Source organism: Parabacteroides johnsonii DSM 18315 (genome assembly GCF_025151045.1).
Lineage (GTDB): Bacteria > Bacteroidota > Bacteroidia > Bacteroidales > Tannerellaceae > Parabacteroides > Parabacteroides johnsonii.
Genome location: NZ_CP102285.1, coordinates 4,537,636 through 4,551,451, shown reverse-complemented (window position 1 = coordinate 4,551,451; position 13,816 = coordinate 4,537,636). Strand labels below are relative to the sequence as shown.

The window sequence follows — 13,816 nt, the reverse complement described above, 5'->3', positions numbered from 1 at the left end:
TAATAGAAACAGGAAAAATGGAACAGAAGCTACTATATAAAATGTTTAACGGAGAAGCCACAGATAGCGAAGTGACTCAAATCCGTCAATGGGTAAATGCCGATAAAGCGAACAGAGATACTTTCTATCATGAACGTGCCCTGTTCGACGCACTCCAATTAAATGCTTTTCAAAAAGAAAATCATGTTCGCAAGCAGTCCATGCCACTCTGGAAATGGATTGGAAGTGCTGCCGCTGCTGTCATCGCCTTATTCCTATTATATAACATTCCGGTATTTACCACAAAAAATATCCAGCCTGAAATAGCGCTCAACACAATTAAGGTTCCTGCCGGACAGCGAGTTGAAGTAACGCTTTCAGACGGGACTCATATCTGGCTGAATGCCCGGTCAGAATTTTCTTATCCGGTTTCGTTTAACGGAGACACAAGAGAAGTCCTTTTAAAAGGAGAAGCATTTTTCGATGTAGCCAAGAATAAAAATAAAAAGTTTATTGTCAATACAGGCCGCTGTGAAGTGGAAGTTTTAGGGACACAGTTTAATGTGGAGGCCTATAACGAAAATGAATTTTCCACAGCCCTCATACGGGGCAGCGTAAAAGTTACCGACAAGTCACAGCCAGACGAATCAGTTGTGTTAGAACCCAATAATACTGTCAGCCTCAACAACGGAAAGCTGACAGTCACTCCCATCACCGATTTCAATCCATACAGTTGGAAAGATGGACTTATCACTTTTAAAGATATCAATTTCAAGGATTTGATGAAGAAGCTTGAGAAAAATTTCGGTATCCGGATAATTGTCGACAATCATACGCTCGATAATTACGCATGTAGTGGAAAGTTCCGTACCTCCGACGGGATTGAACAGGTGCTGAGAGCTTTACAACAAGACGCTCACTTCACCTTCGAGCGAGAGAGCGGAACTGAAATTCGTATTCAATAAACAATTAAATATATAGCCTATGAAGAGGAGATAATTAGAATGAAGGACAAACTATGTCCAATGTAAAAATGAAGTTTCAATCTAATATCATTTATTTAACTATCACAAAGATGAAGAAAAGAAAAATTTGTGTATCTCGTATTTTAAAGATGACATCTCTGTTCTTCCTTTCTTGTGCCATGTTCGCACAAGCAGAAACGGAAAGTTCACAGAGCATACGCATCACACTTAACAAAAACAATGTCCGGCTGGAAAATATCTTAAACGACATTGAAAGCCAGACCAATTTACTGTTCATTTACAATAAGAACGTAAATGTTAACCGAAAAGTCTCAGTAAACGCCGAAAATACTTCTTTGCAGGAAGTATTGCAAAACCTGTTCGACAACAATGTATCCTTCAAAATCGAAGGTTCTTACATCGTTCTCTCACCAGCAGGAGCAACAGGCAGCCCACAACAAGCAAAACACACAGTTAAAGGTGTGGTAGAAGATGCATTAGGTCCTATCGCCGGTGCCAATGTTGTAGAAAAAGGCACTACCAACGGTACGATTACCGATATGGATGGTAATTTCACATTAAATGTATCCCCGAACGCCGTACTGGTTATTTCGTATATCGGTTACAAAGATCAGGAAATGCCGGTAAACAACAAGACAAACATCCAAGTTAAATTGGCCGAGGACTCACAAGCATTGGATGAAGTAGTCGTTGTCGGTTACGGTGTCCAGAAACGTGCATCCGTAACAGGATCGGTCGCTTCACTTCAAGCCAAGGATATTGCCACAGTCAAAACTCCGAATGTTAGTAATGCGTTAGCAGGTAAGTTACCTGGTTTACGTGCCGTACAAAGAAGCGGTGCTCCGGGTGACGATGATGCAAGCATCGATATTCGTGGTTATGGGGATGCCTTAGTCATTGTCGATGGCGTAGAACGTGATTTCAAGCAAATCGATGCTAACGATATCGAATCAATCAGTATATTAAAAGATGCATCTGCTGCCGTTTACGGTTTTAAAGGAGCAAATGGTGTCATCCTCGTTACAACTAAAAAAGGACAGGTTGGCAAACCGAAAATCAATTATAACGGATACGTCGGAATACAGAACATTACCCGTTATCCAGAATATTACAACGGATACGAGTATGCGACTTTGTACAACGAAGCCCAGCAGAATATCGGAGTTACAGCCCCCTATTCAGCTGAAGATCTAGAACGTTTCAAACAAGGAATCGGAACGACAGACTGGTATGATGAAGTCATTCGCAAAACAGCTCCTGCCACTTATCATAATCTAAGCGTATCGGGAGGTGCAGAAAAAGTAAAATACTTCTTTTCACTTGGTTTGACAGATCAGGAAGGTATCTACAAATCCAAAGCGTTCAATTACAAAAAATATAATGTACGTTCCAATATCAGTGCAGAAATCGTCAAAGGCTTTACCGTAGACTTACAGTTAAGCGGTCGTCTGGATACTCGAATGAAACCATACGAAGCAGAGCCGTTAAGCCGTAGCATCCAAATGGCAAAACCCGTATTCCCGATTTACGCTAACAACAATCCGGATTATTGGTCCAATCCGGGTGATAAAGGGAACCCTGTACATCTGTCCGATATCGACAATGTCGGCTACGACAGAAGAGATCGCCGTGAATTTAACGGATCAATCGGTCTGAACTGGGAAGTGCCCTGGGTGAAAGGTTTATCCGCAAAAGCGTTGTTCTCTTACGACTACAACAACAAATACAGCAGAAAATGGTATAAAGAATATTATGAATATACCTACGACGCGGTCAATGATGTTTATAATGCTTCCGGCAGCCACACCATTTCAGAGCTGACAACTCAGAATGACAACTATTTCAGACCGAACGGACAAATCTCGCTGAATTATAAGAATACATTCGGCAAGCATGATATCGGAGCGTTGGTGTTGTGGGAATTCTACAACGACCGTACCGACATCTTGAAAGCCTACCGCCAGTTTACAGTCGGAGCACTCGATCAGATAGACGCAGGTGACAAAACAAACATGGACAATGGTGGAACAGCTCGTGTTTCCGCTCATGCCGGTTTGGTCGGACGTCTCAATTATGCCTACGACAACAAATATTTGGCAGAGCTTAGCTTCCGTTATGACGGTTCCTACAAGTTTGCCCCGGACAATCGTTGGGGATTCTTTCCTGCCGTATCTTTGGGTTGGCGTGTCTCTGAAGAAGCATTCTTCAAAGAAGCATTACCGATGGTCGACAACTTCAAGATCAGAGGCTCCTTCGGAAAAGTGGGAGATGAAGGGGTAACCGGTTATACCGATAAAGACGAAGAGGATGGCAAATACAGAGCTTATCAGTATTTAATGGGATATCGGTATCCCTCAGGAAACTATGTTTTAGGAACAGGCGGTCTGACGAACGGAGCAAAGGACAGAGGTATGCCCAACTTAGCTCTGACTTGGTATGAATCTAAAACAACCAATGTCGGATTCGAAGCATCCGTATTATCCGGTTTAATCAATGTCGAATTCGATTATTTCGTTCGTAAAAGAAGTGGTTTGCTGACAAAGCGCCAGCTTACATTACCGACGACATTCGGCCAGGAACTTCCGGTAGAAAACCTGAACTCCGACAGAAACCAGGGATTTGAAATCGTTCTCGGACACCGTCATAAAATCGGAGATTTCACCTACGATGTAAAAGGAAACTTCTCTACTACCCGTATCTACAATGAGCATGTTGAACGTGCAGCTTCAGCCAATATGTACGATGACTGGAGAAACAACAACAATGATCGTTATAAAGATATCCAGTGGGGTAAAGTCTGCATCGGACAGTTCCAAAGCTACGAAGAAATCCTCAATTCACCGATCCAGGATAACAACGGTAACAAATCATTGATGCCGGGCGACTTGAAATTTCAGGACTGGAACAATGATGGTATCATCGACGGAAAGGACGACCAGCCGATCGGACATGGAAATACACCGCGCCTGTATTATGGATTGAACCTTTACGGAGAATACAAAGGTTTCGATTTGACTCTCTTCTTCCAAGGGGCTGCCGGTCATGAAGTATTCACGACTGGAGACTTTATGGCTCCATTCATCCAGCAAGGTCTTGGTAATGGTATCACACTAAACTTGGATCGCTGGCATCGTGAAGATCCTTCAGATATGAGTAGCGAATGGATTCCCGGATATATGCCGGCACTCCGTCCGACTGGTTTCTCTGCCAATTCAGGTACAAATACTTGGACAAGACAAAAGGCTAACTACTTACGCCTGAAAACCATCGAATTAGGATACACATTCCCTAAGAAATGGATGCAAAGAGCCGGAATCGAAAACTTGCGTATTTATGTAAACAGTTTCAATACTGCAACAATAACAAGCCGCGAAGGTATCATGAAATATATGGACCCAGAAAACAAAGACGGTATGTTCCGCTATTATCCACAAATGAAAACATTCAACTTCGGTGTTAATCTAACATTCTAAAATAAGAAACGATGAAGACAACAATTATAAAAAATATCGGATGTGGATTACTTTTGTTAGGTACGACAGCATGTGCCGACTACCTTGAAAAAGAATCTTTCGACATCATCACTCCCGAACAGGTTTGGCAGGACCCTAAATTGATCAATGGCGTAATGGTTAATTTATATGACGGCCTGAACCTGGAAGATTTCAATTACTGGTATCGTGACGCATGGCGTTTGCAAAATGCCTCTTCCATGTCTGACGAAGCACAAGGTTCTTTCCAAAAAGATCCTCTTTTCGATAACGGAAATGCCACATACACGTACGAAGACGCGTTATTCGAGCAGAAATTCTCCGATCGCTACAAAAACATCAGGAACTGCAACGACTTTATCAGCCAGTTGCAGGATGCAACAGCCTTGTCGGATTCTGAAAAGAAATTACTGTTGGCCGAATCCCGCTTCTTACGTGCCATGCATTATTTCACATTAGTGAAACGCTATGGTGGAGTACCTTTGATTGACAAATCACAGGAATATGATCCTAACAATTTGGAAGCACTGATGGTTCCTCGTAATAAAGAAATCGAAATTTATGATTTCATTATAAAAGAATGCCAGGAAGCAGCACAAGACCTTCCCGACACAAGAGAGGCAGAAGCTAAATACCGGGCAAGCAAATATGTCGCATTATCTTTATGTTCACGAGCAGCTTTGTATGCAGGCTCTATCGCCCGCTACGGAACGGTCCAGCAAGAAGGACTTGTAGGTATCCCTGCTTCCGAAGCCGATCGCTTTTTCCAAACATCTTACGAGGCTTCTAAAGCGATCATTACTTCTGGCAAATATGCCTTGTATAACAATAAACCAGACAACAAAGCACAGAATTTTTGTGACATGTTCCTGAAAGGTAATGGTGATAACGGAGAATATATCTTCCAGAAACAATATAACGTTGCAGGAGGCAAAGGCCACGACTGGGACAAACGTAACGCACCGTTCTCTTATCGTGCTGGTGGTTGGGGATGCGGTATCGCCCCGACACTTGAATTGGTGGAAGCATACGAATATGTAGACGGCTCCAAAGGGACTTTGAAGTTGGAAGAAAACGGCAAACCTCTTCGTTTCGACGATCCATACGAAGTATTTGCAAATAAAGACCCGCGTTTATTCGCTTCCGTCTATCTGCCCGGCTCTCCTTGCCAAAGCACAAAGATCGAATGGAAAAGAGGTGTCATCGAAAACGACGATAAGAGACATGTAGCAACCAGCCAACCAGATGGTGGTAATACGGTTGAAATCAACGGAGTCACCTATAGCACATCAGGTAAAGATGGTGGATCCGATGCCGGAGATGCCTCCAAGACAGGTTTCTATCAGAAGAAATTCTGGGACGAAACATTGACCGATATGAATATGGGTAAGTCAGAAACTCCATGGCCGGTTTTCCGTTTAGGAGAAATTTATCTAAATTTGGCGGAAGCTGCAATGGAGTTGAACAAATCATCTGAAGCATTGGATGCAGTCAACAAGATTCGTGAACGTGCCGGAATCGCCTTATTGTCAAACATCAATATGGAAAAGATCCGTCACGAACGTAGAGTGGAACTGGCATTCGAAGGTCATCGCTTCTGGGATATGAAACGTTGGAGAATTGCTCACTTGGATGTAGCACAAGGCGGTTTGAATGGATTCAGAGGAACGGCATTGTATCCTTGGTATGATATTCGTGATGGTAAATATGTATTCGAAAGAGGAGCCAACACTCCGAAACAGAAACGTATTTTCTTGGAAAAGAACTATTATACAAAGATCAACCAGACAGATATGAATTCAAATCCGAATCTCATTCAGAACCCGGGTTATACCAATTAATCATCTAATTTAGAAATTTGATATGAAAAAGATAAGTTTATTACTGATGGCCGTTTGCTCGTTATGCTTCACAAGCTGTTTGAGCGATCTGGATAATTATGAATCTCCCAACGGAGGTATCAAAGGACAAATTCTGGATGCAGAAACGAATGAACCGATTCCACTGCCTGTTCAGGGATCCACAGGTGTTATTATCAATATGTTCGAACAAAACACAGATGCAACACAATCGGTCGATTTTTATGCAAAGATGGACGGTTCATACGAAAATGCGAAGTTGTTCAACTGTGATTATAAAATTGTGGTTAACGGCCCGTTTGTTTCTCCTTGCGAAGAATTTGTAACCGTAAAAGGACAGACAACATTGGATCTGAAAGCAACTCCTTATGCAAGAATCAACGCTTCGGCTCAAGTTACGGGTAAAAAAATCACGATTACATACAAGGTGAACCCGACAAATAGCAATTTCAAGGTATCCGAAGTGTACGGTTACTGGAATTTTGCTCCGGGCGTCGATAATGGAAATGCCAACCAAGCAGGAAAGCAGACCGTTAAGGAGCAGGAAGGGACAATCGTTTTCGATCTGGAAAACGATAAAACCTATCAAGACAATCTGTACAAAATACAAGCAAATGGCAATAAAATATATGTACGTGTCGGTGCTAAAACAGAAGGCGCAGTCAACTACAGTACCATTATAGAAACGATTGTACAATAAATAACCTTTGGCACAGAGATCCTTTTTGTTTGGATCTCTGTGCCTTTTTTATTCTTTAGAGCATGAAAAAAAGTATCTTACTCATCAGTCTGGCAGTTCTACCCCTATTCGGGTATAGCCAAAATGTATTACCGGACTGGGCTTTAGGCGGCTTTGTCAGACCGGAAAAAGCCAATCCGATCATTACCCCCAATCCTTCCAATCAATTCGACTGTCCCATGCAGGACAAAAAAATAGGATGGGAAGAGAGCGATGTGTTCAATCCCGCAGCAACCGTAAAAGACGGTAAAATATATGTCCTTTACCGGGCTGAGGACAATTCTGCAACGGGAATCGGCAAACGTACTTCGCGTATCGGATTAGCAGAATCCGAAGACGGTATCCACATGAAACGCCGGAAGACCCCCGTCATGTACCCGGACAAAGATAATATGAAGGAATACGAATGGGAAGGCGGTTGCGAAGACCCACGTGTGACAATGACGGAGGACGGTCTGTATGTCATGGCCTACACTTCCTGGAACCGGAAAGTGGCACGCCTCTGCATCGCCACCTCACGTGACCTGGTCAAATGGGAAAAACATGGCCCTGCTTTTGCTAAAGCCTACAACGGGCGTTTCAAAGACATTTTCTGCAAATCCGGTTCTATGGTAACAGAGATCAAAAATGGAAAACAAGTGCTGACGAAAATCGATGGAAAATACTTCATGTATTGGGGAGAACACGCGGTCTACGCTGCCACCTCCGACGATTTGGTCAACTGGACTCCGATATTGGACGAGAAAAACGAACTGGCGACTGTCATCAAACCCCGTCCTCAATACTTCGACAGTGCATTGACAGAGTGCGGACCTCCCGCTATCCTGACAGACAAAGGCATCGTCTTGCTTTATAACGGCAAGAACCAGACAAACGACAGCAAACGAGACAAGCGTTTCACTGCCGGAGCCTACTGCGCCGGACAACTTCTGACCGACCCGAAGGAACCGATGAAAGTTCTGCAACGCCTGGACGTTCCCTTCTTCCGCCCGATGGCTTCATTTGAAAAGAGCGGACAGTATGTCGATGGAACCGTCTTTATCGAAGGTTTGGTCTTTTTCAAAAACAAATGGTATCTCTATTACGGATGTGCAGATTCTCAGGTCAGCGTAGCCATTTACGATCCGGCCAAGAAAACTCCTGGCGATCAGATCCCGAATTAAAAGAATAATTTATGAAAAACATTTTTGCAGGAATATTTTTACTTGTGTCTGCCTGCTTCATGCAAGCTCAGACACCCAATTATTACCGGAACCCGGATAAAATATATCTGGATTCGAAAGAAGGACATAACGGAAGTTTCACCTGGCAGATGCATAAGGCCGACGAGACGAAAGATCCAGCTGAAAAAATCTCACAACCAGGCTATCAGACCGGACAATGGATGCCGGCAATCGTTCCGGGAACAGTCCTGAACTCCCTCGTCCACAACAAGGTATATCCGGAACCTTATTATGGCATGAATAACAAGTTAGACCGGAATATCATCCCGGATCTTGCCAAAACAGGACGCGAGTTCTACACCTATTGGTTCCGTACGGAATTTGACGTACCAGAAAATTATAAAGACAAAATCGTCTGGCTTCAGGTAGACGGTATCAATTACCGCGCCGAAATATGGGTAAACGGTTATCTGCTTGGCAATATGTCCGGCATGTTCAAACCGGAGTATATCAATATCACTGATTTCGCCCGTATCGGCCAGAAGAACGCTCTGGCAATCAAGATTTATCCAGTCGATATGCCGGGGACCATCAAGCCGAAACAGTGGGGAGCCGCCGGTGAGTTTCACAATGGCGGAGACGGTAACATCGGACTAAATACAACCATGCTGATGAGTGTCGGTTGGGATTTCACCTTCAACGACGGTATCCGCGACCGTAATACCGGTATCTGGAAAAACATCAGCCTCTATGCTACGGACAAAGCGGTCATCCGCCATCCATTCATCAAATCCGAACTCTCCAAACCAAGCTACGATTTAGCAAAAGAGACTGTCAGTGTAGAGGTGACAAACCCGACACAACGTGGCGTAAAATGTACAGTCAAAGGAGAAATCGTCGGTGAGAACATCACATTCAGCAAAGAGTTGAGCCTGTTCAGGGGAGAAACGCGGGAGGTTTGCTTCACTCCGGAAGAATTTCCGCAACTGACAATCAAGAACCCGCGTCTGTGGTGGCCGATCTTCAAAGGGAAACCGGAGCTGTACGAACTGAAACTTACTGTAAGCGTAGACGGTAAAGTGTCCGATGAGACGAAAACCCGTTTCGGTATCCGGGAAATTACATCCGACCAGAATACACCGGACAAATCCCGCCAATTCTATGTGAACGGCAAGAAGCTCTTCATCCGGGGAACTAACTGGATTCCGGAAGGAATGCTCCGTACCTCCGACGAACGTACTTATGCAGAATTGCGTTATACAAAACAATCCGGTATCAACCTGGTCCGTATGTGGGGAGGTGGAATTGCCGAATCAGACTATTTCTTCCAGCTCTGCGACGAAATGGGACTCCTTGTCTGGCAAGAATTCTGGATGACCGGCGACACCAAACATCCGCAGGATAAAGATTTATATCTGAGTAATGTCGAAGCAACCGTAAAACGTCTGCGCAACCATCCTTCACTGGCCTATTATGTCTCTTCTAACGAGAGCACAGAAATGCCGGGAGCAAAAGACCTGATCATGAAACTGGATGGGACACGTGGTTACCAGATGCAGTCGGAATGTGACGGCGTACACGACGGCAGCCCCTACAAACAGGTGAACCCGATGCAACACTACGAGAATACGGCCTCCGAACGCGGTAGCCGTGTCGATGGCTTCAACCCGGAATATGGTTCGCCCACTATCCCGACAGTCGAAACGCTCCGCGAAGTAATGGACGAGAAAGACCTCTGGCCGATCAATAAAGAGGTATGGGATTATCATGATGGCGGAGGATTCCATCTCATGTCAACCATGTACACAGACCTTACCAACCATTATGGTCCTTCCTCCTCCATCGAAGAGTTTGCCACCAAAGGTCAGGCAGTCGGTGCCATGAACTCCAAATCGATCTGGGAAGTCTGGAACTATAACAAATTCGGTTATGGAGACCGCTATGCATCAGGGTTATTGTTCTGGTATCACAACTGCCCCGTAAGTCAGGTTTGCGCCCGTATGTGGGATTATTCTTTGGAACCGACAGCCTCTTTATATCATACTCAGAACGCATTGGAACCACTTCATGCACAGTTTGATTATTTGAAAAATACGGTTTCCGTTTATAATGACTACTATCAGGCATTCAAAGACTATAAGGTAGCTGCCGAAGTATACGATTTGAACAGCAAGAAGGTGTGGAGCAAAAGCCAGAAGATCGATATCCCGGAAGACGGTGTTGTGAACGATGTCTTCACAATCGATTTTCCTCAGAATATCACGCAAGTTCATTTTATAAAACTACGTCTGTTCGATACGAAAGGGAAAGAAGTCGCCAATACATTCTACTGGCGCTCTAACGATAAATATGAAGGTCGCAAGACCCTAACAGGCCCGACTTCATCCGGCTTCGAAGATCTGTCGAAATTGAAACAGGTACAACTAAAGACTCGCTACAAAGCTTATCAAGAAGGTGACCGCCATTTCATTAAAGCCGAAATAAAGAACCCATCTTCAACCGTAGCATTCTTTACCCAACTTCAATTGCTTGATCAGGACAAAAAACCAGTACGCCCCAGCTTCTACACAGACAACTTCTTCTCGCTTTTACCAGGAGAAAGTAAAACCGTCATCATAGAAACGGCCACAAGCGATATGCCATCCGAACCGACATTTGTTGTGAAAGGCTGGAATATCAAATCAAACAATTTCAAATTGTAAATATTGACAACTGGTATTTCTTAAATAATCCGGTTATATTTGGAAGCATTTCCGAATATAACCGGATATTATGTAATTAATTCTTAATACTATAATAGTATGAACCTCCTATCCAAAATATTATTACTTTCACTAAGCTCCACCGTCGTCATTGCCAAAAGTAATGATAGAAAAACGACAAACACAAGACGCCCAAACATTCTATTCGTTATAAACGATGATCAATCGCATATACACACAAGTTTTGCGGGATCACATTTCGTCAATACACCCGGTTTCGATAAAGTTGCGACTAATGGAATCTATTTCACAAATTGTTATGCAGGTTCTCCCGGCAGTGCTCCCTCCAGAAGTTCTTTAGTAACAGGACGCCATCATTGGCAAAATGAACAAGCTGGACAACATGCTTCGTCATGGATAAAAAAATACATACCATTTGTCGATCTCCTAAAAGCCAACGGATACTATACAGGATATACAGGCAAAGGAGTCGATCCTTTTCAATATGCCCGAAATGAAGCAGACTCGTTATGGAGAACCCAGAATGCAGCGGGTAAAGCTTATAACAAACATAAATACGAAAAGGATACTCCCCATGACTCAAGAACGGCTAACGGTATCAGCCGGATCAATTATTCCGAAAATTTTCGGGATTTCATGCAACAACGGAAAGACCACCAACCTTTCTATTTCTGGTATGGTTCTTCAGAGCCCCACCGGGCATATGAAAAAGGTTCTTGGAAGCGTAATGGGAAAAAGTTAGATCAGGTAGACATTCCCGGATTCATCCCAGACTCAGAAGAGATCCGGGGTGATATGCTTGATTATGCCGTAGAAATCGAATGGGCCGACAGCCATTTATGCCAGATGATAAATCATTTGGACTCTATCGGGGAACTCAACAACACAATCATCATTGTAACGGCAGACAACGGTATGCCATTTCCAAGAGCCAAAGCCAACTGCTTTGAATATGGTATACATATACCAATGGCTATCAGCTATCCCAATGGATTTCCTGCGGGACGCCGGGTAGACGACCTTATAAGTTTTATCGATTTGGCACCTACGATCCTGGAATTGGCCGGAATAAAGCCTGAAGGTATGCAACCTCTCTCGGGAAAAAGTATTGTAAATATTCTAAAATCGGAAAAAAGTGGACTCATAGACAAGAGCAAGAAATACGTTTTCGCTGGACGCGAAAGACATTCATCTTCCAGATGGAACAACCTTGGTTATCCTCAGCGGGCAATCCGTGGAACAGAATATCTGTTAATATGGAATATCAAACCGGAACGATGGCCAGCCGGCGCCCCGCAAGCCATGAATAAAAAAACAGGAGAAATCTATCCGATGTATGGTTTAGACCAGAAAGGAGTACATCATCCTGAATGGGCATTTACAGATGTGGATGCAGCGCCATCCAAATCCTATTTAATAGAAAACTACAACAATCCGGAAATACATCCTTTTTTCAAGTTGGCCTATACCAAAAGGCCAGAGTTCGAACTCTACAATGTAAACTCTGATCCCTATTGCCTGAATAATCTGTCAGGCAAACCAGAATATAAAGAAATAGAACATGAAATGAAAACAGAACTCATGAAAGAACTAAAAAAGTCTGCTGATCCAAGAGTCACAGGTCCAGAGAAAGAAATTTTTGATACTTACGTCCGCTACAGTCCAACCAGAGATTTTCCCAAACCCGATTGGCAGGAATAATCATTAAGTAATTTTAAAAACCTTGCCTGTTCCATTACTTGAATTGTTTCCGTACTTTTGCCGAAAATTTACAACTATGCCGACATTTTTTGTTGTCCTCATCAGTATTTATTTTGCGGGAAACATCTATATATTCAAGAGAGGGGCACAGGCTTTGGTTGCTCAGCCTTTCGGTGTTAAAGTTTTATTAGCCGTACTGTTTTGGAGCGGTGCTTTGTCGTTTATCGGTAGTTTTTTAGCTCGAAACACCCAATTGCCGGTTGTGCTGGCTCATACGGCTCATGAAATAGGAACCGGCTGGTTGGTCTTCACGCTTTATATGGTATTATGCTTGATCGTATTCGATTTGTTCCGACTTTTCAACTTCCCATGCAAATATGGGTTCTATATTTCCTTATTCCTGACACTTAGTCTATTAAGCTACGGTTACTATAATTATCAACATCCGAAAACAGAAGTTTTCAACATAGTTATCAACAAGCAGACGGTTCATAATGAACAGCCGTTGAAAGTCGTTTCCGTCAGCGATATCCATTTAGGGTACGGGACAGACAAGGAAGAACTTAAACAATATGTCGAGATGATCAACGCACAGAAACCGGATCTGATCCTGATAGGCGGCGACCTGATCGACAACAGCGTAGTCCCTCTTTACGCAGAAAAGATGATGGAGGAACTGACTGAATTGAAAGCCCCTTTAGGAATCTATATGGTTCCGGGAAATCACGAATACATCAGTGGCATACGGAAGAGCATGCAATTCATAAAAGAAACACCGATCCACCTGTTGAGGGACGAAGTCGTGACGTTGCCAGGCGGCATACAAATAATCGGACGGGATGACCGCAGCAATAAATCCCGATTATCCCTGCAAGAACTGGTGAAAAACATTGATCCGGCAAAACCTGTTATCCTTTTGGATCATCAACCGTACAACTTGTCGGATACGGAAAATGCGGGTATCGACCTTCAGTTCAGCGGACATACACACCGCGGCCAGGTATGGCCGATCAGCCTCATTACCGACCATCTATTCGATCAAAGTTACGGCTACCGCAAGTGGGGAAACAGCCACATATACGTTTCCTCCGGCCTGTCGCTCTGGGGGCCGCCTTTCAGGATCGGAACCGACAGCGAACTTGTCGTATTCAACATTACCTGTAAATAGTTTGCAG

8 protein-coding genes are annotated in these 13,816 nt (G+C 43.6%); all 8 read left to right on the top strand.

All coding sequences use genetic code 11. From position 1 onward, the window contains the following. The first annotated feature begins 17 nt into the window (after positions 1 to 17). The 8 genes from NQ564_RS18465 to NQ564_RS18430 all read left to right on the top strand — a co-directional run bounded on the left by NQ564_RS18465 (position 18) and on the right by NQ564_RS18430 (position 13,809). Positions 18 to 944: a FecR family protein gene (locus NQ564_RS18465; protein ID WP_008152686.1), complete on the top strand. Its 927-nt coding sequence runs from the start codon at positions 18 to 20 to the stop codon at positions 942 to 944. Positions 945 to 1,054: 110 nt separating this feature from the next. Beyond that, on the top strand, positions 1,055 to 4,438 hold the full coding sequence (locus tag NQ564_RS18460) for a TonB-dependent receptor (protein ID WP_039848356.1): 3,384 nt from the start codon (positions 1,055 to 1,057) through the stop codon (positions 4,436 to 4,438). 11 nt (positions 4,439 to 4,449) lie between these two features. Further along, a complete protein-coding gene (locus tag NQ564_RS18455; RefSeq protein ID WP_008152690.1) occupies positions 4,450 to 6,297 on the top strand; it encodes a RagB/SusD family nutrient uptake outer membrane protein in 1,848 nt (615 codons plus the stop codon). A 22-nt stretch (positions 6,298 to 6,319) separates the two neighbouring features. Beyond that, positions 6,320 to 7,015, top strand: a complete 696-nt coding sequence (locus NQ564_RS18450) for a DUF3823 domain-containing protein (protein ID WP_008152692.1) — start codon at positions 6,320 to 6,322, stop codon at positions 7,013 to 7,015. Positions 7,016 to 7,077: 62 nt separating this feature from the next. Next, positions 7,078 to 8,217 (top strand): glycoside hydrolase family 130 protein, encoded by a 1,140-nt coding sequence (locus NQ564_RS18445; protein WP_008152694.1) that lies wholly within the window; start codon positions 7,078 to 7,080, stop codon positions 8,215 to 8,217. A gap of 11 nt (positions 8,218 to 8,228) precedes the next feature. Continuing rightward, a complete protein-coding gene (locus NQ564_RS18440) occupies positions 8,229 to 10,919 on the top strand; it encodes a glycoside hydrolase family 2 protein (RefSeq protein ID WP_008152695.1) in 2,691 nt (896 codons plus the stop codon). A 99-nt stretch (positions 10,920 to 11,018) separates the two neighbouring features. Further along, the gene (locus NQ564_RS18435) at positions 11,019 to 12,641 is read left to right on the top strand and encodes a sulfatase family protein (RefSeq protein WP_008152697.1); all 1,623 of its coding nucleotides are present in this window, start codon (positions 11,019 to 11,021) and stop codon (positions 12,639 to 12,641) included. Positions 12,642 to 12,717: 76 nt separating this feature from the next. Next, positions 12,718 to 13,809, top strand: a complete 1,092-nt coding sequence (locus NQ564_RS18430) for a metallophosphoesterase (RefSeq protein ID WP_008152699.1) — start codon at positions 12,718 to 12,720, stop codon at positions 13,807 to 13,809. Positions 13,810 to 13,816: the final 7 nt, after the last annotated feature.